Origin of the sequence: Streptococcus sp. 20925_1_44 (assembly GCF_041432435.1) — a bacterium.
Taxonomy (GTDB): Bacteria; Bacillota; Bacilli; order Lactobacillales; family Streptococcaceae; genus Streptococcus; species Streptococcus infantis.
This window is the reverse complement of the sequence record NZ_JAPVZQ010000003.1, coordinates 190,137-216,997: the sequence shown is the minus strand read 5'-3', so window position 1 is coordinate 216,997 and position 26,861 is coordinate 190,137. Positions and strand designations below refer to the sequence as shown.

Genomic DNA, 26,861 nt, shown 5'->3' with positions numbered 1-26,861 from the left:
CTCAATCAATTGCTAGCAATATTTGATAAGACCAACTGTTTTTTACAGTACAGAGCTAGTCTATAATTAACTAAACTATACTAATTTGTGCCCATATTACATGGCCAATCCGCATAGAGATTAAAATGGGCTATTATGAATTCATAAATTTTCGCAACAGAACAAGAGCAAGTCATTTAGAAATAAAAGAGAAGAGAATCTTTCACTCTCTTCTTAGTATATCTTATTAAATTCAGTCTTTCTCAATCTACCTGATTTTCCTTTGCAACGACAAATTCCTTAACCAATCGATAGATAACAGCAAATATCGGTGTAAAGAATATCATCCCAAGTAAGCCAAAGAGATTGCCTCCAATACTAGCAGCCGCAAGCGTGAAAATAGCTGGCAAACCAATAGACTGACCTACAACTCTAGGATAAATAAGGTTTCCTTCAATCAGCTGTATAACTTGATATAGAAGAAGAGAAAGTAAGGCTTGAGTAGGACTCACTGTGAAGATAAAAATCGCTCCCACAACACAAGCAATCATAGGCCCTACATAAGGAATGAACGATAGCACTCCTGCAAAGATACCTGTCATTACTCCATAGGGTATCCCAAACACGCTGTAACCAACCGCTATCATAACTCCTATGATAACTGCTTCAATCAGCTGACTCATCAAAAATTGGTCATAAGTCTCTAGTGCTACTTGTCCAATGTAAGTCAACTTTATCACCACCTTCTCTGGAAGAAAAACTTTTAGAAGTCGACTCGTCATCGCTGCCAAATGTTCCTTACTGGATAAAAATAAAAAGGTGAAGACTATAATCAAAAAGGCATTCATCAAACTTGAAAAAATATTGCCGATATTACTAGTCAGACCTGATAAAAAACCTATCAAAGCTTGGCTAATAGAACTAGATTGTCCCTGTATGCCTGATACGATAGTTGACAACATGTCTTTGGTTACAAATTCCGAGCTGCCTAGCAATTTCCCAAGTTGAGTAAGGACTGTTGAAAGGACTGTTCCCAGCTGACTAATAGTCTGGGCTAGGGTTGGCAGCACCAAAACCAAAAGAGCAATCACGATTAAGATAAGAGCTAGGAAAACAAGTACCATGGCAATCGGACGACGCAACTCTGCCTTTACCTTCAATTTAACTAAGTACTGTTCAATTTTTTTCATAGGAACATTAAGCACAAAAGCAATAACAGCACCATAAATCAAGGTTGATATTACATCAAAGAGAGAGATTGCTCCTGATATAAAGCTCGATGCATTCAGAATTACAAGAGCAACCAGCCCTATAAAAAGTATTAACGGGGTGTATTTTTTTACTAAGTTCATAAATTCTCCTTAATAAACATGTTTAGATACGACTATACTATTTGGTTTTTCAAACTCTCGATTAAGGTAGGCTTGGTAAGTTCCTGGAGCGATAAATCCTTTGGGTGAGAGGATATCGGTGCCAGCCTGACCGACTATGGTATCAGCCAAGAGCACACAGTTTGTAGATAAGACAAAGTAGGATTTAAACTTAGATTTGATAAATTTATAAAGTTCCCCATCTGTCTCATGTCTGATTTTATAAGCGTAGGTGTAGTCTTCCTTACCATCACCTGTCATGATTTTATCTGCACTTGGCTCCCATGGAATCGTCAGTTGTTTCAATTCAGCCAACTTTTTCTGAACTGCTTTTTCCATTTCAGGCGTCAAATCTATCCCATAACCAAAAAGCGTTTTTTGACTCTCACGTTTACATAGGTCAATGTACTTGTCACGATCACAGAAATATAAGACACCATCTCCTACCATGCCAAATAAGGTCTCAGAAGACGGATCATAGTTGCCATAAGAAATAACACGGCCTTGATAGCAGATATCCACATGACCAATTGCCGAAAACAGAGAGGTCTCAGCTGTATGAACAAAAATTTCAAGCTCCGCTGTCTTACCAGACTTCACTATTCCAAGATGGATATCTTCTTCCTCATCAGCATTTTCCAGCATAAATTTGTTAATTTTTGCTAAAGTTCTTGCAGGGATGAGAGCGGCTAGGACAATAGGTAAGCTAATTCTAATGCGACGTTTGAGATGGTTTTTCCCAATTTCCCCTTCAAATAAGAAACCGTCACGGATATTGGACAGACCATAAAGGAAAAAATAAGCCCCTAAAACAAAGAGTTGAAAGACAGAATTTCCCGTAGAGGACAAAAGACTAGCTCCACCAAGAAAAACTAGTAGAATACCATCTAGTAAGAGACGAAAACGAGGTCGAATATTATTTTTACGGTAGAGAACATAGGTGACAAGGTTGATACTAGCATGAAAAATCTGATAAACTCCAATCACAAGAGCCAGAACATAAATCGGTATATCAGTCGCAAGATTAGAACCTAGCAAATATCCCAGCACTAACAATTTAACCAGTGCAACTCCCAAGGTATCCGTTGACTGGCTTTTTTTGAAAACTCTTAATAGCAAATCTACGACCGTTGCTATCCAAGCTAAAAACAGAACCAGGCGAATAACTGTTACTGGCAACCAAGTCCCCGTGACCATCAAGATGAGACCTAGCAGAACAAACAAGAACCCCTGAGCAAGTAATTTCTTACCTGTCAGACCTAAAGATAGAATTTTCGCCATATAAAAACCTTTCAACAATAAAAATTAAACACTCCGATTAAACTGACTAGTAAATAGCCAACACTACAAACAGCCTGTGCCAGCAACATATGGTGACTAGAAATGACTGTAGTAATGTCACCATCTTGTCTTATGCACTTCTAAAATTTGTTATATTGATTAGAAACCAGAGCTTATAAAAACTAGCTAAACTCGAGAGATAGACACAATTGCGACGAAAAAATGTATAACCAATTCAACTTGTTAAGGTAAGAAAGCATTATTTCCAATCTATTAATTATTCATCTATTACCTATTATGACACAATATTCCCTATAGTTCAACTTTTTACTTATTTAAAACCATAAAGCCTACATAACTCTTTGAAGAGAACAAAAATCTGAATGTAATAAGATAGTACCCATTACCCATATTATAATTAGATTATGAATTGAAGCTTTTTGGAACTAAAATTAGGAATAATTGAGAAAGTAGGGAGGGAAATTTTGCTTTTACCCCATTTTGAAATAATTTCATTTTAGATTTTTCTAAGTTTCTTTCAAAGAGCCTGCAGGGGGCATCTAAACAACAGGAAAAAGCCTTGATTTACAAGGCTTTTTTGTTTTTCTAAAAGATTTTCTCTAGATATTTAGCAGAATCCCAAGATAGTTTCTCAATGTTCCACTTCTTCCTTAAATCGTACTTTTCCTTGGCTGTATAATCTCATAATCTTCACAAAGCGAACTGGATTGTTTTGGTTATACAAAAGAAATACTGAAAAGAATAACAAGCCAGCAAACCACAAACCATAGCCTTCATCACCAATCGGTTGGCCAAATTTTAGAGGAAGAATCAAGAAATACAAAAAGTAATAGATAGACACTATATTTACTACAAAGCGGGCAAATCGATAAGGTAAAGCAGACAGTTGTCTAGGATCAAACTGGTTTTTTACAAACAAATTATGAGATGCTGCAAAGAAAAAGACTTTCTCTGTCGTTGGCTGGGCCTTTCGAACATTTTTATAAAGTGCTCGTTCAAGTATAGCAACCAACAAGGAAAACTGCATCAACCAAAATAGAAGAATACAGGCTAGACTGAACCAGTTATAGACACCAATAAACTTGAGGGAAAAGAAGCCCGAAATTGCAGGTCCACCTGCTAGTAAGAGAATTACCAATTCAGGAATAAAAGAATTCGTTTCACCAGCTTTTTCAGTATTGAGCAACTTACTCTTTGGAGCAGCTAAAGCCTCTCCTGTCTTTTGGTCATAATAAACAGCCTGACCATTGCATTCGCCGATAAAGACACGACGGCGTCCGAGAAAAAACATATTGACCTCTTTCTATTTATGAAAACAAGTCTTCAAATTTTGGAATTTTATTATCCTAGTATACCATAAACCAACTTGCTAGGTCATAAGATAGCTAAGAGCCACATCTTGCTAAAAGGTTGACAGAACTTCGCTCCATAGGATATGATGGGAATACCTAAAATTTTAACTCTGCATGATCTTTACGACTTCTACTGAAAAAGCGTTGGAGAGTTCAATTCTATATCTGGAGGTTTCTATGAAAATCTATTATTCAAAATTTGTCGGTGTCGGCTATCTAGTTTTTGCGGTAGGTATATTCTTTCAATTTTTCTTTTTTCTCGCGCATGGATTGATCGACTTTTCTCAGCTCAGTCTTCTCACTGTGGTACCAACCATCCTCTTTTTCACTGCTATCTATGCAACGATTGCAGGCATCAAAAGACTTTCTAGTCGCAGACTCTCCTTTGAGTTCACCTTGGAAGGTATTTATGTCTATCCTGGGCTCTTCTTTTCCAAGGAAATTTTCATCCCAAAAGAAGAATTGTTGCGAGCATCTTATGTTGAAGTGGATGTCAGCGACCCTGACCATGTCAACAGCAAGGCTTGCTATTTAGATTTTGACCTGAGAGAGGTGACCCAGCTAGAAGATATCTCTAAGTCAAACGTCATCATCGATACAAGTGTTCTGATATTGCGACTCGCCCTTAGCCTCTGTCGATTTAGAGAGGAAGAAAAAGCCGAGTTGGCGACCTATCTAAAAGAAAACTACGGAATTGATTTCTTATATTAGCAAGTAAAAAAAGCCATGATGTAGGGCTTTTTGTGTTATTAGCGATTTAGCACTTGCTACGCTCCGCTTTCATCCTGTTCTTTCTTAAAGAGCACTTTTCCTTGGCTGTATAGTTTCATAATTTTCACTAATCGGATTGGATTGTTTTGGTTGTACACTAACACGAGCGCAAAGATTACTAATCCAGCTACCCAAAATTCATAACCTAGTTCAATCTCCTGACCAAACTTTTGAGTGTAATTATAAAAAATATATAACAAATAGATATTAGCGGCAATTATTAGAAAGCGAACGATTCGGTAGATTTTAGTCGACAGCTTGGCCGGATCAAAGTTTTCTTCTCCCACCATCAGGTTATGAGAAGCCGCATAGTAAAAGACTTTTTCTGTCGTTGGCTGGGCCTTGCGTACATTTTTATAGAGAGCTCGTTCGAGTAAAGCAACCATAAACAAAAACTCAGCCAACCAAAATAACAGGATAAAGATCAAACTGGTCCAGTTATAGACCCCGATACTCATAGCCGCAAGGAAGCCAAAGCCACCCGTTCCACCTGCCATGAAGAAAATCACCAATTCAGGAATATAGGCGTTGGTCATACGAGCCCCTTCAGTATTGAGTAGGATACTCTTGGGAGCAGCTAAAGCCTCTCTCGTCTTTTGGTCATAATAGACCGCTTGTCCATCACATTCGCCGATAAATACACGACGGCGTCTAAGAAAAAACATCTTGACCTCTTTCTATTTCCTTTGTTATATTTACTTCTTAACTCGACTATTTCTGTACCGTTCAACTGCCTTCAGCCATCGGATCAACCAGACAATGTGTTTTCGATTTCCACGCGCAACATCTGTATTTAAGAGCTTACTTTTAGCAGTACCTATATCTATACTTAGGCATATAAGATCCGATACATATTTTCCATGAAGCCATCAATCTCTCCTCGAACAGTTTTCAACAGACGAGCTTCTTCGGATTGCGAGATAGAGACTCCTTCTCTTTTTCCACTGTCGTTATCCTGAGAATAGTTAGAATAAATTAAATTAAGGTCTTTATCTAACACGAAAGCCACATATGTTTGTTTTTCATTAACTTGTGTAATGAAAAATAACTGAAAATCTTTTGCATCTTTCTGAGGAGGGCTGATTTTCAAATGTACTTCTCCTTCTATTTCAAGCGGATAAATAACTCCATCTAGACGAATAGCACCATCAGATGGAATGATGTACCCCGCTTCACGTATTTGAGATGCATACTTTTCCGAGGCCATTAAATAATGAAGAACTTCGACTCTATCCTGTTTTTCAAAAGCTGTTTTTAGAGTACTAGATTCTTGAGAATTTTTAAAAGTGAGATACAAAGGAATGACTAATAAGATAAAAGATACTATTATCAACCACTTAAACTGTTTCATTTTATCTAACATTACTCTTACCACCTCTTTCTAAATAGACAAAGAAGGCTTTCTGATTCTTCTTTCTCTATCTCTTCTTTTTAATCTGATAATAAATAAAACTAATAGTGGTATCCAAAAGAATTGAATAACCAAAAGTTCTTATTGTCCATATAAGCCAAATCGGGCTATTTTCAACATTTATCTTAAGTATCTTCAAACATACTGCTAGAGTCAAAAATAAGACAACTTCTGTAGTCAAGCGGTGCTTTGCCTTTCTTAGATCTATAGATTTCAAAAATAACTGACTCTGGCCTTCCTTAGGTACTTCTTCCCAATAGGTCTTATCCTTACTTCTTAGATAAAGTAGATAACCAACTTCGACGATTAATCTTGAAAAAGCTGAAATAAACACTATATTGCTCACAATCCCAAATGTTTGCAAATAATAACCGGATAAACTAGCCAATCCTCCGCCTAACAAAGTAACTCCTATAATAATCCAAAGGGATGGTTTACTGTAAACACTTGAAAAGGCTATATAGTTAGCAGTTGTTCGTTTTTCTGAAAATCCTTTTCTTAGTTGCTTTTTTAACCAACTGGCATTATAAACAATTAACCCCATGAATAAACCAATGGAACTTAACCAATAAATCAGCGAGTAGATCAGCGAATTTTTTAGAACCTCATTCGTTAAAATAGTGAGGATATAATCCATTAAAACCAATGAAAGATGAATCCCATTGATTAGTACAAAGAGCATCGCAGTACTAAAGAGTTGATGTTTATAGATGAATGTCTTGCTGAATGACATAATCTGACAGACCAGCATGAGCAATAGAAGGAAACATAGAAAAAGAAAAGGGACATTAGAAAAGGGATCTACTGTGAACTGCTCCTTGATAAAAAAGTATACATGAGTCAGGTCGATACTCAATACAAACAAACCAGCCCAGGCCAAACTCAACATTCTAACAGAGGCTCGCGTGGAACCCAGCGCTTGAAAATATTCCTTATTTAATGCTTCTGACTGACGGTTCATATCCCACTACTCCTCTTCTAGCTGACCGTTTTTGATTAACTTCTTATAATAGCGTTTGCTGTACCATTCGCGGTCGCTAATTCCCAGATATTCTTTGTATTCCAGACGTCGTCCGAGAAAAAACATATTGACCTCTTTCTATTTCCTTTGTTATATTTCCTTCTTAACTCGACTATTTCTGTACCTTTCAACTGCCTTCAGCCATCGAATCATATTATTTTGCCACAGCAATAACGCTGCGACAGCCGGCAAAATCCCCATCAGGCTTAAAGGAAATAGCTCACTGCCGATTGGTGTTCCCATCATCTTCAAAACAAGCATGGAGAGGATAGAAATCGGACCAGCTAAGCCGATTACTGACATAAAGACTGTGAAAACCCAAGCAATTAGCTTCTTGCCAAGGGTAACCTTCTTATCTGAAAGATTATTCCAAAAGGGATTGCTATTGACGGCTCTTCTGAAGTTTTCCTTGCCGGTAGGTTGCGCTAAGGCAACATTTTTATAGAGTGCTCGCTCCACGATCACCAATAGTAAAATGGCTTCCAGCAACCAAATTAGCAGAAAATAAATCAGAGTTCCACAGCTATAGACACCCGTAAAAAAGCGTGTTGCCGGAAAAAACTGCATGATGCTACTGAATGCTAAAAGGCCACAAATCAACCAGACAATGTGTTTTCGATTTCCACGGGATGCCTCAGTATCTAAAAATTTACTTTTAGGAGCTGCTAGAGGATTTCGTGGCTCATCGACATGGACATAAATAGCCTGACCTTCGCTCTCCCCTATATAAATCACTTTCCTAAAAAGCATGCTTGTCTTTCTCCTCTAACCAACTGATTTTCTTAAAACTTCCCTGAAAAAGAGATTTTTTCTCCATTGACTCCTCCAAATTTATGGCACAATTGATAGATTTTTTCCCAAAGAGAGATAAAAAATGAAAGAATTATAAACCTTGAGCAATATTTCCTAGTTGGTTCACTCGATCATGAATGGTTTCCACATTTAAATTTCCATGTTGGTATTCACAAAGAAATCCATTTTCGTAGAAAACTTGCTCTGAAAGCTGACCTTTTGGTGTATTTGGGCATTCAACCATAACAACATTAAAGACACCACCTGTTCCTGTACCCTCGATTGCATTGCCTCTAAAATGATAAGTGAAGGCCCGGAATTGTTCCCCATTGTAGTTACCAGAGATGACATAGGCAACTTTCCTCTCATGTCCACACCCAAAAGGATAATGGCTGAAATTAGCATATTTTTCTACATATGGACTTTGTGTAGGAGTTATAGTGAGCGTATTAGATATCGTTCTGCCTGAGTAATCTCTATAGTTGTCTCTACCTTGAGCTTGGTCAAATTGATAGCCGTGCGCAGTTGCAAAGGCTAGATATTCATTGTTATTTTTATTGGCGTGGCTAATAGCCCAATAAATAATCCCTGCTACAAAAACAAAGATTAGTAACATAAAGATGATAAAGAAAACAACAAAAGTCATTCTCATTTTATATTCCTTTTAAAATTGGTTAGAAAGCAAGGACATTTCTCCACCCATACTTCTGATTGATGTTCTTAGTTGCGGTAAAACTGGTTATCTTTATCGCTTACAGATTGACCGATAGACAAGACATCTTGACTGCCATCTGTACCTGTCACTTCGTTTTGGACTCCAGCTGGGGTAAAGATCAGTCGTGCTCCTTGTCCACCACCGACAAGATGAATACCTGTTAAGTAATAGCCATCTTTTTCCTCTACTTGACCCATCTCGTATTTAAAGGTTCCATTTGAACTTTGGATTGTCACAATTCCATCTGCTGTGACTGTTGCAGTGATTCCCGCGTAGTTTTCCCAAGTTCCTACAAATTTAGCGTAAGCCTCTTGTGATTTTTTCTTATCTTCCTTTTGTTCTGCTTGAGTAGTTGTAGCTTCTGTCGCACTATTTGATTCTGACTTCTGCTCCTCTTTTTGGCCTGCTTCAGTTTTACTTGCGGACTCTGTAGTCACCTTGCTTGTTGTCTCCTTTTGGTTTGAAGATGACGTATTCTTGTCAGTCTTTCCACCACAGGCAACCAAGGTCAAGGCAGCCAACAAGGTCAGGACTGATAGGCTCGTATAGCGCAATGTTTTGTTTTTCATAAAAATCTCCTTTGAATAGACACAGATAAAAGTAGCTCGTCAGATTTTGCATATGTTTGACGGCTGTATCGTAGTCTTCAGTGTATCATTTATTTGCTTTTAATTCAACAGCTATCATATGTCGAAAAAAGGCTAATCCAAGTAGGAATTAGCCCTTTTATTTCTAGTTTTGATTTGCTCGTTTTTTAGTAGATAAACATGGCATCGCCAAAGCTAAAGAAACGGTATTTTTCATCGATAGCATGCTGGTAGGCTTTGAGGACCAATTCACGGCCTGCAAAAGCTGAGACAAGCATGACCAAGGTAGACTTCGGCAAATGGAAATTAGTAGAAAAAGCATCTACCACCTTCCAGTCATAGCCTGGCTTGATAAAGATATTAGTCCAGCCAGAATCGGCCTGGATTTGGCCGTCAAACTTGCTTCCAATAGTCTCTAGCGTACGGATAGAGGTAGTCCCCACAGCAATGACACGGCCACCATTTTCTTTGACCTGACGCAAGGTCGCTGCAGCTTCCTCAGACAATTGATAAAACTCTGAGTGCATCTCGTGCTCATCCAGATTATCTACTGAAACAGGTCTAAAGGTCCCAAGTCCAACGTGCAAGGTCAGGTAGACTAGATGAACGCCTTTTTGCTGGATTTCTTCTAGTAATTCTTTGGTAAAATGCAAACCTGCAGTTGGGGCAGCGGCTGAGCCACTCTCCTTGGCATAGACTGTCTGGTAACGTTCGCGGTCATCCAATTTTTCGTGAATATAAGGAGGTAGCGGCATTTCTCCAAGACTTTCAAGTACTTCTAGGAAAATTCCTTCATACTCAAAACGGACAATACGGCCACCATGGGTCAATTCCTCAGTCACAACCGCGCTTAGTCGGCCATCTCCAAAAACAACTCGGGCACCAACCTTGAGACGTTTGGCTGGTTTTGCCAACACTTCCCATTCGTCTCCTGCTGTATTTTTCAAGAGTAAGAGTTCAACGTGGCCCCCTGTTTCTTCTTTTTGACCATGAAGTCGAGCTGGCAAGACACGGGTATCATTCATCACCAGGGCATCACCTGGCTCTAGCATCTCAATAATAGAGTGAAAGTGGCGATCTTGAAATTCTCCAGTTTGGCGATTGACCATCAAGAGTTTAGAGGCATCGCGCTTTTCCAAAGGAGTCTGAGCAATCAATTCCTCCGGCAAGTGAAAATCAAAATCATTTGTATTTAATGTCGTCATTCTTCTTTTCTCTTCTCATTTATTCAAATTACTTATCAAAGCGAACTTCTTCAAGTAGGTACTCGATGAAGCGTTCACCCATCTTAGACAAGCTAGTTTTCTCATGCTGGATATAAACCAGTTCAATAGGATCATCAATATCAAGTGGAATCGAAACGATATTGTCTCCATTGAGGTTACTATTAAGGATACCAGTTGCGATGGTATAGCCGTCCAAACCAATCAAGAGATTGAACAAAGTCGCACGGTCACTAACAACGATGGATTTCTTGTGGTGTTCCTGAGACAAAATCTCCTCTGAGAAATAGAAGGAATTATGGGTACCTTGGTCATAGCTCAAGTATGGGAAGTCTTCTAGATCTACCAATCGCACCTTGTCTCTCTTAGCAAGAGGGTTGGTCTTGCTGACAAAGATATGGGGTTGGGCTGTAAAGAGATGGTGGGCAACTAGATGGTTGTCGTCTAACATCTTTGAAAGAACGTCCCGGTTATAGCTATTTAAAAAGAGAACTCCCACTTCACTTCGGAAGTTCTTGACATCATCGATAATCTCCCAAGTTCTGGTTTCACGCAAAAAAAGCTCGTACTTTTCCATATCGCTTTTCTTGAGCAAGGAAACAAAAGCATTGACTACGAAGGCATAGTGCTGCGAAGACACACTAAAAAGCTCGCGATGAGCGATTGGATTCTTATAACGTTCTTCTAGAAGTTGCGTTTGCTCAACAACCTGACGGGCATAGGATAGAAACTCCATCCCATCACGTGTAAGGGTAATTCCCTTAGGATTTCGGATAAAAATCTCAATTCCCATCTCATTTTCTAGGTCACGAACGGCATTTGATAGACTCGGTTGTGTAATGAAAAGTTGCTTGGCAGCCTCATTCATCGAACCAGTCTCTACAATTTTGATAATATAGTGTAATTGTTGAATTCTCATGTTTTTATTGTACCATACTTGAGGCAATATAAAAAGAACCAGTAACTGAAAGCCAAGCTAGTCGCATATCAGTCTTTTTGCAGCTCATAAAAAAGAGGTTGGAAGATTTCCAACCTCTTTATCTCTTCTAGCAAGTTAAAACTAGCTGTCTTTTTTCCAAAAGATGGCTAATAAAATCATGGCTCCTAAAACTGATGGGATAATAGCCGTATCAGCTAAGATAGGCCCCCAAGTTCCAAAAAGCATTTGACCCAGGAAAGCACCAATCCAACCCAGGAACATTTTCCCGAAGCATCCCATCCGTTCTCCACGATTGGTGATAGCTCCTGCTAATAGTCCGATCAAAAGACCAACAAACATACTTCCAAGCATAGTTTCTCCTTAATTTGCCCAATCTCCATTGCGGAAGAGTGGTACACGTGTTCCATCCTCACGGATACCATCGATATCCATTTGGTTGGAACCAATCATAAAGTCAACGTGAACATCTGAACGGTTAAGTCCTGCAGCTTCCAGCTCTTCTTCGCTCATCTCAGCTCCACCAACAACGCTAGTTGCGTAAGCGGCACCGATAGCCAAGTGATTTGAAGCATTTTCGTCAAAAAGGGTGTTAAAGAAGGTAATACCTGACTGTGAAATTGGGCTTGGATCTGGTACCAAGGCACATTCACCCAAGGCACGCGCACCAGCATTCTTAAAGACAAGGTCCTTCATTACTTGATCACCCTTTTCAGCTGTGATATCAACGATTTGACCATTTTCAAAGGTCACTTTGATGCCTTCGATAATATTTCCATTGTAGCTAAGAGGTTTTGTAGACGTTACATAACCATCTGCGCGACGGAAATCAGGGGCTGTAAAGACCTCTTCTGTTGGCATATTTGGCAAGAAACCTTCGCCTTGAGCATTGATTGCTCCGGCAGATTCCCAAACGTGGTTCTTAGGCAAGCCAAGTGTCAAGTCTGTTCCAGGAGCAGTGTAGTGAAGAGCTGAGAATTGTTCTTTGTTGAGCATTTCTGCCTTGCTCTTGAGGATAGCAGCATGTTTTTCCCAAGCCTTAACTGGATCTTCTTCGTAGATACGGCAAGTTTTGAAGATTTGGTCCCAAAGGAGATCGACTGCTTCTTCGTCGCTTGCAGCATTTGGAAAGACCTTCTTAGCCCACTCAAGTCCAGCCGCGGCTGCTACAGTCCAGCTAACCTTGTTAGATTGAGTTGCGATACGCATTGGTTTCATGGCAATTCCCATTGCTTTAGCAGAAGCTGAGAGCTTTTCTGCATCCACTCCGTTCAAGGCACCTGGATCAGAAGAACGGACACCGAGACGACTTGCTTTGTTTTCAAGAAGGTAGTTCATCTCAGCGATCTTGTATTCTGGCACATTGTCCAAACGCTCCATCGGCGCGTGAAGGAATTTCTCACGGTTTATAAAATCATCTGCCCATTGAACGATAACTTCGTGCGCTCCAAGTGCATAGGCTTCTTTGACGATTAAGTGAGCCAACTCACGTTGCTCCACATCGATAGAGAGAGCCAAGGTGTGACCAGGTTGCACGTTCACTCCGTTTGCAACCAAAAGCTTAGCGTATTTTTCTAGATTTTCTTTAAAATTTGGTAAAACCATCTTGTTTCTCTTTTCTATTTTTATTTCAAATCTTTGAGCATATTTGTCTTACTCAAAATTCTTCCCTTACTAGTATATCACATATATTAGCATTTTAAAAAACAAGCTCATTAAAGCTTGTTTTTAATTACATATCCAAGAATTGAAAATGCAATATAGAACTATATTGACGTTCTTGTTATAATTATATTGACATAAAAAAGATGAGGTGATATTCTTAGATATACACTAAAAAATACACAGGAGCAAAAAGATAATGGACGAAAACTTTAACAATGACTTAGCAAGTAAATTTATGAATGCCATTTTTGATGAGTATCTCTCACCTCTAATTTCAAAAATAGCTAATAAACTAAAAATTACCTATAATGAAGTAAAAATTTATCTAGAAATTCCATTCCAAGCGTATTTGACAAATTCTTATGAAAAATATAGTAAAACCAAAACGATTATCTACGGCATAGAACCAAAAAAATTGTACAGCTTTTTTGAAGTTCCTTTTTTAAAAAAAGGTTCAGATATCATCATGCCCACTACAACACAAGTACTAACTGATCTCTCAAAATTTTTAATCATTGAAGGTTCTGGTGGAATTGGTAAATCTACTCTTATGAAACACCTATTTCTAAGTGAATTGAAATTAAACGACTATATTCCTATTTTTATCGAATTAAAAGATTTTAACGAAGAGGGTCATTTAGACCTTGAGAAATTACTGTTAAAAAAACTAAATCAATTTCACAATAAATTTCAAGAAGACTATTTAGATTATGCACTTCAATCTGGATGCTTTTTATTCCTATTGGATGGCTATGATGAATTGTACACCGAAAACCAAAAAGAATTTTTCAAAAAGTTAAATGATTTTTGTGACAAATATCCTGAAAACTATTACATCCTTTCTTCAAGACCTTATAGCGAATCCGAATTCATTGAATTTCAACGATTCACAGTTTTAAAAGCGGTTCCTTTTACTAAGGAACAAGCTATTAGTCTTATTGCTAAAATTGAATATCCAGATGAGGAACTCAAAGATAGATTTATCTGTGACTTACAGGACAGTTTATATGATAGACATGAATCCTTTGCTTCAAATCCTCTGCTACTAAATATTATGCTCTCCACTTATAATGACTATGCAGAAATTCCGCAAAAATTACACCTTTTCTACTACCAAGCTTTCGATACCATGCTCTCTAAGCACGATGCCACAAAAAGTTATCGACGAGAACTGCTATCTAATTTGAGTTCAGATACTTTTAAAGAATATTTTGCAATCTTCTGTTTTCTAACATACCAAAAGGCAAAAACAGAGTTTACATTCCCAGAGATTGTAGAAATTTTTAAAAAATTTCCTCTTCGAATTCAATGCAAGCTTAATATAGGCAACTTTATCCACGATTTAGAAAATTGCCTATGTGTACTATACAAAGAAGGAAACAGATACAAGTTTTCTCACCGTTCCTTCCAAGAATATTTTGTTTCTTATTTTCTAAATATACAAACAGACTATAAGATGCGAGACTACAGCTTTCATCTAATAGAATCAGGAAAATTTAGAACTAGTGCAGATTCGGTATTCTCTATGTTAGAAGACATGAGTACCCAACGCTTTAATAATAATATTTTAATTCCTTTATTAGATAAATTTGAAGAATCTAAATCTGATGAAGAAGACTTATTTGAATATTACATTCTCAATTTTCCAGTAAAAATTATTGTTAATTCTGATTTTAACAACACGTCTTTTAGTTTAGGATTCGTACACCCCAAAGATAACCTCGAGAATTTTATTAATTATTTTTTTGACAATAGTATTTACTACACACCATACCGTACTACAATAGATAATAATCCCCTAATATCATTTTGCAAAGATAACTATTTAATTGGAAAAACTATCGAACCAGAAGACCTCATTGAAAATAAAGAATTATTGGACTTATTTAAAAAATCTTGGGTAGGCCAAAAAATACTTTCTCTCACTCATTACAAGCAGAAACTGATAGAGTCTTTAATAGAAGATGAGATAACCTTAGAGGATTAATAATCTATAACCATTGTATATTTATGCTTATAATTAAAAAATAACAGGATTGTTTACTGTCCTGTTATTTTTTAATTATCAAACATCTCTGTAAAATTTAGAATAATCTGCCTTATTAAAACAAATCATCAAACAAGCTCAACTGATTATCCTCTGGCATATTGCCGAGAATGCCCATTTCATCCATTTTTTCAACCAAGGTTGATGAGAGTCCTCCACGCTTGCGGAGTTCTGTTTTAGAGAGGAATTCTCCCTCTTGACGGGCACGAACCAATTGCTTGGCAACGTTCTCTCCCAGTCCATCCATAGCGACAAACGGTGGGATGAGAGTATCTCCATCGATGATAAATTCAGTCGCATCACTGCGATAGAGGTCCAATTTCCCAAATTTGAAGCCACGTTCCCACATCTCATTGACGATTTCAAGTGTTGTGTAGAGGTCAATTTCTACGTTGGAAGCTTCATTGTTCTTACGCTTTTCAGCAATTTCTTGCATCTTACGTTTGATAGCATCCAAGCCTGCACCCATGGTCTTAATATCAAAGGCCTTAGCACGGATGGAGAAGTAAGCACAATAATAATAAATCGGGTGGTGAACCTTGAAGTAGGCCACACGAAGGGCCATCATAACGTAGGCTGCCGCATGGGCTTTAGGGAACATGTACTTGATTTTTCCACAAGATTCGATATACCACTCAGGCACATTATTGGCCTTCATGGCTTCGATATAACCATTGCGCTCTTCTTCTGAGATTTTAAGCCACAAGCCCTTACGCACTCGCTCCATGATGGTAAAGGCCATCTTTGGATCTAGACCAGCGTGCATGAGGTAAACCATGATGTCATCCCGACATCCGATAACGGTTGAAAGGTCCGCAATCTCTGCCTTAATCAAGTCCTGAGCATTTCCTAACCAAACGTCTGTCCCGTGAGACAAACCAGAAAGCTGAAGCAACTCCGCAAAGGTCGTCGGATGAGTTTCATCAACCATCCCTCGAACAAAGTTAGTTCCAAACTCTGGAATACCAAGCATACCAGTTGAGGTACCGATTTGTTCAGGTGTCACTCCAAGGATATCTGTGCCCGAAAAGAGAGCCATGACATCAGGATCATCCATCGGAATATCATTTGGATCAATGCCTGATAAGTCCTGAAGTTTCCGAATCATGGTCGGATCATCATGACCCAGGACATCGAGTTTGAGGACGTTCTCATCGATATCGTGGAAGTTAAAGTGAGTGGTCTGCCATTCAGCAGTGACATCATCTGCAGGATACTGTACTGGAGTGAAGTCATAGACATCCATATAATTAGGGATAACAACGATTCCTCCTGGGTGCTGACCGGTCGTACGTTTAACACCAGCAGCTCCTTGGGCTAGGCGCTCAACTTCGGCTTCTCGGTAGAATTTGCCATAGTCACGCTCGTAACCCTTGACAAATCCATAGGCTGTCTTGGCAGCCACCGTACCAACCGTCCCTGCACGGAAGGCATATTCCTCACCAAAGATATCACGAACATCCAAGTGGGCGCTTGGTTGATCCTCACCAGAGAAGTTCAAATCGATATCAGGTACCTTATCCCCATCAAAACCAAGGAAGGTCTCGAAAGGAATATCCTGTCCATTCTTGCTGAGCTTGTGGCCACAGTTTGGACAGTCTTTATCTGGCATATCAAAGCCTGAACCGTAGGAACCATCCGTGATAAATTCACTGTACTGACACTGACCACAGACATAGTGAGGAGAGAGAGGATTGACCTCGGTAATTCCAATCATGGTCGCAACGAAACTGGATCCAACAGACCCACGGGAACCGACCAAATAGCCTCGTTCATTGGAGCGCTGCACTAGCATTTGCGAAGCCAGATAAATCACGGCGAACCCATTCCCCAAGATAGAGGTTAGTTCCTTTTCAATCCGTAAATCAACGATATCAGGGAGTGGATTTCCATAGATTTCAAAAGCTTTTTTATAGGTTAACTCGGCGACCGTTTCCTCAGCCTTGTCAATGAAAGGTGTATACAAATCACCTTTAACGACCTCAACAGGCTCAAAGATCTCTGCCAAGGCATTGGTATTTTCAATGACAATCTTGCGAGCCAAGTCTTCCCCTAGAAAGGCAAACTCATCCAACATTTCATTGGTTGTTCTAAAATGTGCCTTTGGTAGCGGAGCTGGTTGAGCAGCTTCTCCATGACCGATCGTTCGGTTAATCATGGCACCCTGACCGAGACTTCGCACGATGATTTCCCGATAAATTTCATCCTCAGATTCGATATAGTGGACATTTCCTGTCGCAAGAACTGGCTTACCGAGACGGTCTCCGACCTCAATCAAGCTCTTGATAATGGTCTGAAGCTCCTCCATATCCTTGACCTGCTCTTTGGCAATCAGAGGTGCATAGATAGCCGGAGGCATAACCTCGATAAAGTCATAGTATTTGGCTACTTCGACTGCCGCATCTACACCTTGTGATACGACTGCATCAAAGACTTCCCCTTCCGTACAGGCTGAACCTAAGATCAAACCTTCTCGATGGGCATCTAGTACCGTACGTGGAATCCGTGGAACTCCTTCAAAATACTGGGTATTTGAGAGAGAAACCAGCTTAAAAATATTTTTCAAGCCCACTTGATTTTTCACATAGATTGTCGCATGCTTGACACGAGCTTTCTTATAAGAATCCGGACTGATTAAATCAAGATTTAATCGTGCTAAGTCCGTCACACCATGCTTTTCTGCAACTTCTTTGATAAAGATAAAGAGCAGACGGCCAGTTGCTTCCGCATCATAGTTGGCCATATGGTGGTGTTCTAAAGCTACACCAAAACGTTTGGTCAAGGGGCCCAAACCATGGCGTTTGTACTCTGGATAGAGATTTCTAGCGAACTCTAGCGTATCGATGACAGGTTGAGTAATTTTTGGAAGACCGTGACGCTCATAGTTGGCATTCATAAAACCAACGTCAAAGCTTGCATTATGGGCTACAAGAACGGTATCCTTACAGAATTCTTGGAATTCTTTCAGAACTTGAACCAAGGGTTTGGCATTTTTTACATGATCATCCGTAATCCCTGTTAATTCCGTAGTAAAGGCTGACAAGGGATGCCCTGGATTGATAAATTCATCAAATTCAGCAATGATATTGCCCTTATACATCTTGGAAGCCGCTACCTGAATCAAATCATTATAGATAGCAGATAGACCAGTCGTTTCCACGTCAAAGACTACATAGGTAGCTTCAGAAAGATCCATCTCCACTTCGTTGTAGACGATAGGAACACGGTCTTCTACGATATTGGCTTCCATCCCATAAATGAGCTGAATACCAGCTTTCTTGGCGGCCTTATAACCATGAGGGAAAGACTGAACATTGCCGTGGTCTGTGATTGCCACTGCTTTGTGGCCCCATTTTGCTGCTGTTCCAACGATTTCCTCAACCTCAGGAAGAGCATCCATAGTCGACATGTTGGTATGGGCATGAAACTCAACGCGACGCTCACCTTCTGGCATCAAGTCCTTCCGTTCATAGTGGACAACTTCCTGTACATCTTGCACATTCATGGTCAAGTCTCGTGTGAAATTATTGACCTCGACATTTCCACGAACACGAAGCCAAGAATTTTTCTTAATGATATCAAACTTCTGAGCTTCTTCTTCGTTTCGGACCCATTTTTGCATGGAGAAACTAGACGTATAGTCCGTCATCTTAAAATTAATCAAGACACGACCCGTTCTAGTCACTTTATGCTCCACATCAAAGACAACCCCTTCAAAAACCAGTCGATTTTCTTCGGTATTGACCTCAATCATTGGAGTTACCTCTGCCTTATCGAGTTTAGGCTTAGCAGCTGCCTTCTTGGCTTGGAAATCAAAGACAGACTTGTCCTCAACTGGAGGAGGCGGTGCCATCTGTTCTAACTGTTCCATAGCTCGAAGGGTCTCATCATTGGCAGCCTGAACAATCATTTGATTTTCAGAATGGAAAGCTTCCTGCTCTTCCTTTGTCAAATCTTCATTTTTCTCTAAATGGCATTTAAACTTAGGAAAACCAAAGAGCTCAAGTTGTTTGCTAAGATTTGGCAAATGGTTTTTTCTGAAATGCTCTGTATCTGCTGCTTCAGAGGCCTCAATAATCAACTGATCATTTTCAAATCGAACCTGAAAATCCTGATACATGGTTCGAAAGCCTTGACTAGAACAAGGGCCAGCTGAAAAAGCCTCCCGATAGTAGGCCTGTAAAAGCTCTCTTGAAAAATCTTGATTTTTCGTTTTAATCTCGAAAGTCGCTTGATTTCCTGTTTTTGAAAATTCTTCTTTCAATCCCTTCTTCAATGCTAAAAAGAGTTCAAAGGGCAGAATATTCTCAAAGACAAAACGAAACTCCCAAATGTTACTTTGCTTGTGTACAATAACTTGTTCAATTTCAGCCTGGGAGAAGGCCTCATGATTTCTTATCTCAGCGGGAATTCCCAACTGATTCATTAAAATTTCAAAAGTGGTTGACATCCATTTTCCTCACAATATACTCCTTATATTTTACCATATTTGAGGCAATTTTAGCTATTTCTACCAAACAGAAAAAGAAGCCACAAAGTGACTTCTTTTAAAGTGACGGTGAATTATTCTTCACCTTTGTTTTTCTTAATGATTTCTTCTTGTACTGACTTAGGTACATCTTCGTAGTGGTCGAATACCATCATGAATGTACCACGTCCTTGTGATGCAGAACGAAGAACTGTTGCGTAACCAAACATTTCAGCAAGTGGAACGTAAGCACGAACGATTTGACTGTTACCGTGAGCTTCCATACCATCTACACGTCCACGACGAGCAGTTACGTGACCCATAACATCACCAAGGTTTTCTTCTGGAACAGTGATTGTTACAAGCATCATTGGCTCAAGGATAGCTGGTTGTGCAGTCTTAGCAGCTTCTTTAAGTGCAAGAGATGCAGCGATCTTGAAGGCAGTTTCAGATGAGTCGACATCGTGGTATGAACCATCGTAAAGCTTAGCTTTAACGTCAACCATTGGGTAACCAGCAAGAACACCGTTAGCCATAGATTCTACCAAACCTTTTTCAACCGCTGGGATAAATTCACGAGGAACCACACCACCGACGATTGCGTTTTCGAATTCGAATCCTTTACCTTCTTCGTTTGGAGTAAATTCAATCCATACATCACCGAATTGACCTTTACCACCAGACTGACGTTTGAAGAATCCACGTGCTTGAGTAGAAGCGCGGAATGTTTCACGGTAAGATACTTGAGGAGCACCTACGTTCGCTTCAACTTTGAACTCACGACGCATACGGTCAACAAGGACGTCAAGGTGAAGCTCACCCATACCAGAGATAACTGTTTCACCAGTTTCAACGTTAGTTTCAACGCGGAATGTTGGATCTTCTTCAGCCAATTTTTGAAGGGCGATACCCATCTTGTCTTGGTCTGCTTTAGATTTTGGTTCAACCATCAATTGGATAACTGGTTCTGGAACGTTGATTGACTCAAGGATGATCTTAGCTTTTTCATCTGTCAATGAGTCACCAGTTGTAGTGTCTTTCAAACCAACGGCAGCAGCGATATCACCTGAGTAAACAGTGTCGATTTCTTGACGGCTGTTAGCGTGCATTTGAAGGATACGTCCGATACGTTCACGTTTACCTTTAGAAGTGTTCAATACGTATGAACCTGATTGAAGAACACCTGAGTAAACACGGAAGAATGTCAAACGACCTACGAATGGGTCAGTCATGATCTTGAAGGCAAGAGCTGCAAATGGCTCTTCATCAGATGCAGGACGAGTTTCTTCTTCTTCAGTATCTGGGTTGATACCTTTGATTGCAGGGATATCAAGTGGGCTTGGAAGGTAGTCGATAACCGCATCAAGCATCAATTGAACACCCTTGTTCTTGAAGGCAGAACCACAAAGTACTGGGTAGAATTCAACGTTGATAGTCGCTTTACGGATACCAGCTTTCAATTCTTCGTTAGTGATTTCTTCACCTTCGAGGTATTTCATCATCAATTCTTCGTCAGTTTCAGCAACTGCTTCGATCAATTTTTCACGGTATTCTTGAGCTTGGTCAAGGTATTCAGCTGGAATATCTTCTTCAAGGATATCTGTACCAAGGTCGTTAGTATAGATTTCAGCTTTCATCTTGATCAAGTCGATGATTCCGCGGAAGTCATCTTCAGCACCGATTGGCAATTGAATTGGGTGTGCATTTGCTTGAAGACGATCGTGAAGTGTGCTTACTGAGTAAAGGAAGTCAGCACCGATTTTGTCCATTTTGTTGGCAAATACGATACGTGGAACTCCGTACTCAGTTGCTTGACGCCAAACTGTTTCAGTTTGAGGCTCAACACCTGATTGTGAGTCAAGAACTGTAACCGCACCGTCCAATACACGAAGAGAACGTTGTACTTCGATTGTGAAGTCCACGTGTCCTGGTGTGTCGATGATGTTTACGCGGTGGTTGTTCCATTGAGCTGTTGTAGCAGCAGATGTGATAGTGATACCACGTTCTTGCTCTTGCTCCATCCAGTCCATTTGAGACGCACCTTCGTGAGTTTCACCGATTTTGTGGATTTTACCAGTGTAGTAAAGAATACGCTCAGTTGTAGTTGTTTTACCAGCATCGACGTGGGCCATGATACCGATATTACGAGTTTTTTCAAGTGAAAATTCGCGTGCCATGAGGTTTGTTTCTCCTATATTTTTTATTTCTATTCTATTATAACACGATTTCAATAAAAACGGATAGGCAGGACCCACCCGTTCTCAATGTTTATCTTGTTTAGTTGGTTTCAACTTGTGAGATGGGAAGTTGAATTGTACTCGGGCTAAAGTTAATTAGCCGATTTGAGATCAATTGAACCCGGGCTAAAAGCTCAAGTTAACTGATTTGAACCCGAGCGAGGCCCGGTGCAAAAAAGATAAACTGCTTTGTGTTCACGGAACACTGCATCAGTTTCCTATTTTTGCCTTGGGCCTTTGCCGCTCTTGGTATCATTTTATTACCAACGGAAGTGTGCGAAGGCACGGTTAGCTTCAGCCATACGGTGAGTGTCTTCACGTTTCTTAACTGCTGCACCAGTGTTGTTAGCAGCATCCAAGATTTCTTTTGCAAGACGGTCTTGCATTGTGTGTTCACCACGAAGGCGAGCGATTGTTACCAACCAACGAAGTCCAAGTGTTGTACGACGTTCTGGACGAACTTCAACTGGGACTTGGTAGTTAGATCCACCAACACGACGTGCACGTACTTCAAGTACAGGCATGATGTTTTCCATAGCTGTTTCAAATACTTCAAGTGCATCGTTACCAGTAGCTTCTTTGATTTGCTCAAAAGCACCGTAAACGATTGAAGCAGCTGTACCACGTTTACCATCAAGCATAACGCGGTTGATAAGACGAGTAACTAATTGTGAATTGTAAAGCGGATCTGGCAATACTTCACGTTTTGGAGCTCTATTTTTACGACTCATTTCTCTTTATCCCCTTTCCTTATGCTTTTGGACGTTTAGTACCGTATTTAGAACGGCCTTGTTTACGATCGTTAACACCTGCAGTATCAAGTGCACCACGGACGATATGGTAACGTACCCCTGGAAGGTCTTTTACACGTCCACCACGAAGAAGCACCACGCTGTGCTCTTGCAAGTTGTGTCCGATACCTGGGATGTAAGCAGTAACTTCGATAAGGTTGCTCAAACGTACACGAGCAAATTTACGAAGGGCAGAGTTAGGTTTTTTAGGTGTCATAGTTCCAACACGAGTTGCTACACCACGTTTTTGTGGTGAAGAAACGTTTGTTTGAACTTTTTTATGACTGTTGTAACCAACGTTCAAAGCTGGTGATTTAGATTTTTCTACTTTTGATTTACGCGGTTTGCGAACCAATTGGTTAATTGTAGGCATCTACATTCTCCTGTGTTTTTTTATTTTTGGTGATGATACACTTGGTGACAGCTATCATCTGTGTGTACTTTTGCAACATTTGTCAGCACGTCCCTGTACACTCTTGAGAGACCAAAAGTAAAAAGTACCGTCTAACATTGTACCACGTTTTTTCTATTTTTGTCAATATATTTCTTCTTATTTTTTGACTTCTTTGCTCTAAAATCTCTTTGAAAACGGTCACCTACCAGATAGACTCTTCAACCGACCACATAGACAGACCTTCTTGTATTTGTCGACAAAATGGTGTTTAATAGATTTGTAAGTAAGAGATCTCTATTACAACTTTATAAAGGAGAAATTATGAAACTCAGACTTGATATTGATCAGCAATACACCGAAGAGCAAATCATCATAGAAGCACCTGCCTTGTCTTCAAAAATTCAAAAGGTTCAGGACTTTGTACAAAATCTTGAACAAAAAGAAACTCTTAAAGGAAAATACCAAGACCAGGTCTACTTGATTCAGATTAGCAAGATTCAGCGTGTATACATTGAAAATCGTAAGGTTCTGGCCGAAACGGATAGCCAAACCTATGCACTTGACATTCGTCTCTACCAAGCAAGTGAAATTCTACCTGCTTCCTTTATCCAAATTTCCCAATCGGAAATTGTCAACATTGATGCAATTAGTCATCTAAAACTAACCTCTAACGGCTTGATTGAAATTTATCTTAAAAACGAAAGTTTTACCTACTCATCTCGCCGTTACCTCAAAACTATTAAGGAGAAATTAGAACTATGAAAAAACAAGTATTTCACGATGCCACAACCGGTATCCTCATCGGCCTCATCCTATCTATTATCTTTTCTTTTATCTACTCACCAAGTAGCTACGAACCTCTCAGCCCCAACTCTTTGATTGGTCAACTCATGACTAGTCATCAGGTTCACGGTGCTCTAGTTTTGCTCTACTGTACACTTATCTGGGCAGCGATTGGAATCCTCTTTAGTTTTGGTAGCCGTCTATTCGCTCAAGATTGGAGCCTTCTTCGTGCGACTGTCACTCATTTCTTCCTTATGTTGCTAGGTTTTGTACCTCTAGCAATCCTAGCAGGCTGGTTCCCTCTTCACTGGACTTTCATCCTTCAACTCATCCCAGAGTTTGCCATCGTCTACCTCATCATCTGGACGATTCTCTACAAAAGAGAATCAAAGAAGGTTGCCCACATCAACCAACTATTAGCTCAGAAAAAATAAGACCTAAAAACCCACTCACAAAACGGAGTGGGTTTTTGCTTATAATTTTTGTTTTAGCTCTAATAAGAGATTCATGGCTTGCATCGGTGTCATATTGTACACATCTACTTGGGCCAACTCTGCTAGGATAGGATTTTCTTCTTTTTCATCAAAGAGAGACATTTGCTCATTGACAACATTCCTTTGATTGATAGAAATTGGATTTTCCTGGCCTTGGCTCTCTAGTTGAGTTAGAATCGCATCCGCTCTTTTTAGCAAGTCTGCTGGCAATCCTGCAATCTTAGCAACGTGAATACCGTACGATTTGTCTGCTGGACCTGGTTCAATCTTATGAAGGAAAGTGACCTGACCATTTTGCTCAAGCGTAGCCACGTGTACATTTACTAGATGTTCAAGACTAGCTTCCAGACTGGTTAATTCATGGTAGTGCGTGGCAAAAAGAGTCTTGGCACCAATATGCTCATGGATGTACTCGATAATAGACTGAGCTAGAGCCATACCATCATAAGTTGCGGTTCCTCGACCAAGCTCATCAAAAAGAATCAATGAATCCTTTGTCGCATGACTAATGGCATTGTTAGCTTCCATCATCTCTACCATAAAGGTAGATTGACCTGAAACCAAGTCATCTGCCGCCCCGATACGGGTAAAAATTGAATCAAAAATTGGCAAACGAGCACTTTCTGCAGGGACATAAGAACCCATCTGAGCCATAACCGCCGTAATGGCTAGTTGACGCATGTAGGTTGACTTCCCGCTCATGTTCGGACCTGTAATTAGTTGAATGCTAGTATCTTCATCCATCTGGATACTATTGGGAATATAGGTCTGAGCTCCCATGACCTTTTCAACAACTGCGTGACGACCATTCTGGATATCAATCCGCGACTCTTGTCCAAACTCTGGTCGAATGAGATGTTGTTTTTCTGCAACTACTGCCAAGCCTTGCAAGACATCGACAGTAGCGATTCCTTGAGCCAGAGCCTGTAGGCGTTGGATATACTTGCCAACCTCCTCACGAATACGCATAAAGATTTCGTACTCTAGGTTTGCTGATTTCTCACGCGCCTCTAACATTTCTCCCTCGATACGCGCCAATTCCTCTGTCCCAAATCGCTCAGAGTTTTTCAGCGTAGCCTTGCGGAAAAAGTGAGCTGGTACGTTACCTAGCTGCGAGTTGGTTACATGGAAATAGTAGCCATCTTTTTTATTGTAGTCAATCTTGAGAGTATTGATGCCAGAGTTTTCTCTTTCCTTGGCTTCAATCTCAGCAATCCAGCTGGTCCCTTCTCTCAGCACACGACGGTATTTATCCAAGGTATCATCAAAGCCTGTTCGGATAATACCACCTTCGGTAATCACGTGAGGTGCCTCAGGAGCAATGGCTGCACTAATGAGATTTTCCAACTCTGGGATAGCATCTAGTTGTTCAATCAGATAAGCTAGAGCTGGTTGCTCCATTCCTTCTAAAATGGCGCGAATTCGCGGAACACTTCCCAAGGTAGTCGCTAATTGCAAGAGGTCTTTAGGATTACTTTTCCCAAAAGATACTCGGCTAGCCAGACGTTCGATATCGTAGACTCCCTTAAGGCTTTCTGTTAAATCACTGCGCTCAAAGAAATAATCCAGAAAGACTTGCACAACCTCCTGACGTTCAAGGATACGGTCCTTATCAATCAAAGGGCGTTGAATCCAAGAACGTAGAAGACGCATACCCATAGCAGTTTTAGTTTCATCTAGCAACCAGAACAGACTGCCTTGTTTCTTACCTGAGCGAGCATTTTCAACCAAATCAAGACTAGCCTTGGTCGCAAAATCCATCTGCAAGAAATCTTTGATTTCATAACGAATAACAGGTTTTAAGTGATTCAACTCTCGCATCTGCGTCCGATGAACATACTGAAGAAGTTTCCCACTAGCTGCTCCTTCAACAGTTGCCAATCTTGAATCCAACAGATGAACGTCTTCATATGTTTCTTGTTCATAGGAAAGCACTAGATTCATTTGACAACTGAGAATCTGTTCTTCTGCTTCAGACAAGTTGTAACCAATCACCACTTCTCTGGCCTTTAGGTTACGGATTTCACCACAGACTAGAGAGAAATCTGATAATCCCGTTACATAGAAATCACCTGTCACTAGGTCCATATAGGCTAGTCCATACTGGGAACCTTCACGATCAATAGCCACTAAAAAGTTATTGTGACTATCTGGCTTACTACTATCAACCACTGTTCCTGGTGTAATGACCTGAACAACCTCGCGCTTAACAACACCAACAGCCTGCTTAGGATCTTCCATCTGCTCGGCGATGGCAACCTTGTAGCCACGCTCAACGAGGACATCGATGTACTGTTGGGCAGAATGATAAGGAACTCCAGCCATGGGAATCGGATTTTCAGCATTTTTATTGCGACTGGTTAGTGAGATTTCTAGTATCTGTGCAGCATTGACTGCATCTTCATAAAACAACTCATAAAAATCACCCATACGAAAAAGCAAAAAAGCATCTGGATATTGTTTTTTGATATCCACATACTGTTGCATACCAGGTGATAATTTTTCAGTAGTCATTTACTCTC

Annotated in this window: 22 protein-coding genes and 1 pseudogene; 4 read left to right on the top strand and 19 right to left on the bottom strand. The window is 40.0% G+C overall.

Annotation, left to right across the window (positions count from 1 at the left end):
- Window positions 1-242: 242 nt before the first annotated feature.
- The 3 genes from O3643_RS05385 to O3643_RS05375 all read right to left on the bottom strand — a co-directional run bounded on the left by O3643_RS05385 (window position 243) and on the right by O3643_RS05375 (window position 3,942).
- Window positions 243-1,331, bottom strand: coding sequence for an AI-2E family transporter (locus O3643_RS05385; protein ID WP_049551477.1), 1,089 nt, complete (start codon window positions 1,329-1,331; stop codon window positions 243-245).
- Between the two features lie 9 nt (window positions 1,332-1,340).
- Entirely contained in the window at window positions 1,341-2,630 is a 1,290-nt protein-coding gene (locus O3643_RS05380; RefSeq protein WP_371500369.1) for a DUF308 domain-containing protein, read from the bottom strand.
- 652 nt (window positions 2,631-3,282) lie between these two features.
- Window positions 3,283-3,942: a hypothetical protein gene (locus O3643_RS05375; RefSeq protein WP_006150873.1), complete on the bottom strand. Its 660-nt coding sequence runs from the start codon at window positions 3,940-3,942 to the stop codon at window positions 3,283-3,285.
- A 238-nt stretch (window positions 3,943-4,180) separates the two neighbouring features.
- Between O3643_RS05375 and O3643_RS05370 the strand changes: the two genes are divergently transcribed.
- Complete coding sequence (locus tag O3643_RS05370) at window positions 4,181-4,714, top strand: hypothetical protein (protein ID WP_371500367.1); 534 nt, start codon at window positions 4,181-4,183, stop codon at window positions 4,712-4,714.
- Window positions 4,715-4,770: 56 nt separating this feature from the next.
- Here the strand turns inward: O3643_RS05370 and O3643_RS05365 are convergent, their stop codons facing one another.
- The 11 genes and pseudogenes from O3643_RS05365 to O3643_RS05315 all read right to left on the bottom strand — a co-directional run bounded on the left by O3643_RS05365 (window position 4,771) and on the right by O3643_RS05315 (window position 13,065).
- Window positions 4,771-5,439, bottom strand: coding sequence for a hypothetical protein (locus O3643_RS05365; RefSeq protein WP_261101292.1), 669 nt, complete (start codon window positions 5,437-5,439; stop codon window positions 4,771-4,773).
- A gap of 164 nt (window positions 5,440-5,603) precedes the next feature.
- A complete protein-coding gene (locus O3643_RS05360; protein WP_261101291.1) occupies window positions 5,604-6,137 on the bottom strand; it encodes a thiol-disulfide isomerase in 534 nt (177 codons plus the stop codon).
- Between the two features lie 55 nt (window positions 6,138-6,192).
- Window positions 6,193-7,146, bottom strand: coding sequence for a hypothetical protein (locus tag O3643_RS05355; RefSeq protein WP_371500364.1), 954 nt, complete (start codon window positions 7,144-7,146; stop codon window positions 6,193-6,195).
- A 6-nt stretch (window positions 7,147-7,152) separates the two neighbouring features.
- Window positions 7,153-7,248, bottom strand: a pseudogene (locus O3643_RS05350) (beta-carotene 15,15'-monooxygenase); the annotation flags it as partial.
- Window positions 7,249-7,296: 48 nt separating this feature from the next.
- Window positions 7,297-7,956 (bottom strand): hypothetical protein, encoded by a 660-nt coding sequence (locus tag O3643_RS05345; RefSeq protein WP_371500362.1) that lies wholly within the window; start codon window positions 7,954-7,956, stop codon window positions 7,297-7,299.
- A 133-nt stretch (window positions 7,957-8,089) separates the two neighbouring features.
- Window positions 8,090-8,644, bottom strand: coding sequence for a hypothetical protein (locus tag O3643_RS05340; RefSeq protein ID WP_371500360.1), 555 nt, complete (start codon window positions 8,642-8,644; stop codon window positions 8,090-8,092).
- 74 nt (window positions 8,645-8,718) lie between these two features.
- Window positions 8,719-9,282 (bottom strand): ABC transporter substrate-binding protein, encoded by a 564-nt coding sequence (locus O3643_RS05335; protein WP_371500358.1) that lies wholly within the window; start codon window positions 9,280-9,282, stop codon window positions 8,719-8,721.
- Window positions 9,283-9,467: 185 nt separating this feature from the next.
- On the bottom strand, window positions 9,468-10,505 hold the full coding sequence (gene queA, locus O3643_RS05330) for a tRNA preQ1(34) S-adenosylmethionine ribosyltransferase-isomerase QueA (RefSeq protein ID WP_281137502.1): 1,038 nt from the start codon (window positions 10,503-10,505) through the stop codon (window positions 9,468-9,470).
- Window positions 10,506-10,533: 28 nt separating this feature from the next.
- A complete protein-coding gene (locus tag O3643_RS05325; protein WP_036756668.1) occupies window positions 10,534-11,442 on the bottom strand; it encodes a LysR family transcriptional regulator in 909 nt (302 codons plus the stop codon).
- Between the two features lie 141 nt (window positions 11,443-11,583).
- Window positions 11,584-11,814 carry a GlsB/YeaQ/YmgE family stress response membrane protein gene (locus tag O3643_RS05320; RefSeq protein WP_004250730.1) on the bottom strand — a complete coding sequence of 77 codons (231 nt, stop codon included), beginning with the start codon at window positions 11,812-11,814 and terminating at the stop codon, window positions 11,584-11,586.
- Between the two features lie 9 nt (window positions 11,815-11,823).
- Window positions 11,824-13,065 carry an aminopeptidase gene (locus O3643_RS05315; protein WP_371500354.1) on the bottom strand — a complete coding sequence of 414 codons (1,242 nt, stop codon included), beginning with the start codon at window positions 13,063-13,065 and terminating at the stop codon, window positions 11,824-11,826.
- A 256-nt stretch (window positions 13,066-13,321) separates the two neighbouring features.
- Here O3643_RS05315 and O3643_RS05310 point away from each other — a divergent pair, with 256 nt between their 5' ends.
- Window positions 13,322-15,112: an NACHT domain-containing NTPase gene (locus tag O3643_RS05310; protein ID WP_371500352.1), complete on the top strand. Its 1,791-nt coding sequence runs from the start codon at window positions 13,322-13,324 to the stop codon at window positions 15,110-15,112.
- 115 nt (window positions 15,113-15,227) lie between these two features.
- Here O3643_RS05310 and O3643_RS05305 read toward each other — a convergent pair whose 3' ends face one another.
- The 4 genes from O3643_RS05305 to rpsL form a co-directional block, all read right to left on the bottom strand.
- On the bottom strand, window positions 15,228-19,622 hold the full coding sequence (locus tag O3643_RS05305; protein ID WP_371500350.1) for a PolC-type DNA polymerase III: 4,395 nt from the start codon (window positions 19,620-19,622) through the stop codon (window positions 15,228-15,230).
- Between the two features lie 113 nt (window positions 19,623-19,735).
- On the bottom strand, window positions 19,736-21,817 hold the full coding sequence (fusA, locus tag O3643_RS05300) for an elongation factor G (protein ID WP_070678707.1): 2,082 nt from the start codon (window positions 21,815-21,817) through the stop codon (window positions 19,736-19,738).
- 320 nt (window positions 21,818-22,137) lie between these two features.
- A complete protein-coding gene (rpsG, locus tag O3643_RS05295; RefSeq protein ID WP_004250722.1) occupies window positions 22,138-22,608 on the bottom strand; it encodes a 30S ribosomal protein S7 in 471 nt (156 codons plus the stop codon).
- Between the two features lie 19 nt (window positions 22,609-22,627).
- Window positions 22,628-23,041 carry a 30S ribosomal protein S12 gene (gene rpsL, locus O3643_RS05290; protein WP_001142332.1) on the bottom strand — a complete coding sequence of 138 codons (414 nt, stop codon included), beginning with the start codon at window positions 23,039-23,041 and terminating at the stop codon, window positions 22,628-22,630.
- Window positions 23,042-23,383: 342 nt separating this feature from the next.
- Here rpsL and O3643_RS05285 point away from each other — a divergent pair, with 342 nt between their 5' ends.
- Together O3643_RS05285 and O3643_RS05280 are read left to right on the top strand one after the other, a co-directional pair.
- Window positions 23,384-23,824: a LytTR family DNA-binding domain-containing protein gene (locus tag O3643_RS05285; RefSeq protein ID WP_070678704.1), complete on the top strand. Its 441-nt coding sequence runs from the start codon at window positions 23,384-23,386 to the stop codon at window positions 23,822-23,824.
- On the top strand, window positions 23,821-24,279 hold the full coding sequence (locus O3643_RS05280; protein ID WP_314944299.1) for a DUF3021 domain-containing protein: 459 nt from the start codon (window positions 23,821-23,823) through the stop codon (window positions 24,277-24,279). The genes O3643_RS05285 and O3643_RS05280 overlap by 4 nt, the downstream gene beginning before the upstream one ends.
- A gap of 39 nt (window positions 24,280-24,318) precedes the next feature.
- On the opposite strand, the gene mutS is transcribed toward O3643_RS05280, so the two are convergent.
- Window positions 24,319-26,853, bottom strand: coding sequence for a DNA mismatch repair protein MutS (mutS, locus tag O3643_RS05275; protein ID WP_371500346.1), 2,535 nt, complete (start codon window positions 26,851-26,853; stop codon window positions 24,319-24,321).
- Window positions 26,854-26,861 lie beyond the last annotated feature (8 nt).

Bases quoted from the DNA above. Each gene is read 5' to 3' on its own strand.
- O3643_RS05385 (WP_049551477.1), bottom strand. From the start codon at position 1,331: ATGAACTTAGTAAAAAAATACACCCCGTTAATACTTTTTATAGGGCTG.
- O3643_RS05380 (WP_371500369.1), bottom strand. From the start codon at position 2,630: ATGGCGAAAATTCTATCTTTAGGTCTGACAGGTAAGAAATTACTTGCT.
- O3643_RS05375 (WP_006150873.1), bottom strand. From the start codon at position 3,942: ATGTTTTTTCTCGGACGCCGTCGTGTCTTTATCGGCGAATGCAATGGT.
- O3643_RS05370 (WP_371500367.1), top strand. From the start codon at position 4,181: ATGAAAATCTATTATTCAAAATTTGTCGGTGTCGGCTATCTAGTTTTT.
- O3643_RS05365 (WP_261101292.1), bottom strand. From the start codon at position 5,439: ATGTTTTTTCTTAGACGCCGTCGTGTATTTATCGGCGAATGTGATGGA.
- O3643_RS05360 (WP_261101291.1), bottom strand. From the start codon at position 6,137: ATGTTAGATAAAATGAAACAGTTTAAGTGGTTGATAATAGTATCTTTT.
- O3643_RS05355 (WP_371500364.1), bottom strand. From the start codon at position 7,146: ATGAACCGTCAGTCAGAAGCATTAAATAAGGAATATTTTCAAGCGCTG.
- O3643_RS05345 (WP_371500362.1), bottom strand. From the start codon at position 7,956: ATGCTTTTTAGGAAAGTGATTTATATAGGGGAGAGCGAAGGTCAGGCT.
- O3643_RS05340 (WP_371500360.1), bottom strand. From the start codon at position 8,644: ATGACTTTTGTTGTTTTCTTTATCATCTTTATGTTACTAATCTTTGTT.
- O3643_RS05335 (WP_371500358.1), bottom strand. From the start codon at position 9,282: ATGAAAAACAAAACATTGCGCTATACGAGCCTATCAGTCCTGACCTTG.
- queA (WP_281137502.1), bottom strand. From the start codon at position 10,505: ATGACGACATTAAATACAAATGATTTTGATTTTCACTTGCCGGAGGAA.
- O3643_RS05325 (WP_036756668.1), bottom strand. From the start codon at position 11,442: ATGAGAATTCAACAATTACACTATATTATCAAAATTGTAGAGACTGGT.
- O3643_RS05320 (WP_004250730.1), bottom strand. From the start codon at position 11,814: ATGCTTGGAAGTATGTTTGTTGGTCTTTTGATCGGACTATTAGCAGGA.
- O3643_RS05315 (WP_371500354.1), bottom strand. From the start codon at position 13,065: ATGGTTTTACCAAATTTTAAAGAAAATCTAGAAAAATACGCTAAGCTT.
- O3643_RS05310 (WP_371500352.1), top strand. From the start codon at position 13,322: ATGGACGAAAACTTTAACAATGACTTAGCAAGTAAATTTATGAATGCC.
- O3643_RS05305 (WP_371500350.1), bottom strand. From the start codon at position 19,622: ATGTCAACCACTTTTGAAATTTTAATGAATCAGTTGGGAATTCCCGCT.
- fusA (WP_070678707.1), bottom strand. From the start codon at position 21,817: ATGGCACGCGAATTTTCACTTGAAAAAACTCGTAATATCGGTATCATG.
- rpsG (WP_004250722.1), bottom strand. From the start codon at position 22,608: ATGAGTCGTAAAAATAGAGCTCCAAAACGTGAAGTATTGCCAGATCCG.
- rpsL (WP_001142332.1), bottom strand. From the start codon at position 23,041: ATGCCTACAATTAACCAATTGGTTCGCAAACCGCGTAAATCAAAAGTA.
- O3643_RS05285 (WP_070678704.1), top strand. From the start codon at position 23,384: ATGAAACTCAGACTTGATATTGATCAGCAATACACCGAAGAGCAAATC.
- O3643_RS05280 (WP_314944299.1), top strand. From the start codon at position 23,821: ATGAAAAAACAAGTATTTCACGATGCCACAACCGGTATCCTCATCGGC.
- mutS (WP_371500346.1), bottom strand. From the start codon at position 26,853: ATGACTACTGAAAAATTATCACCTGGTATGCAACAGTATGTGGATATC.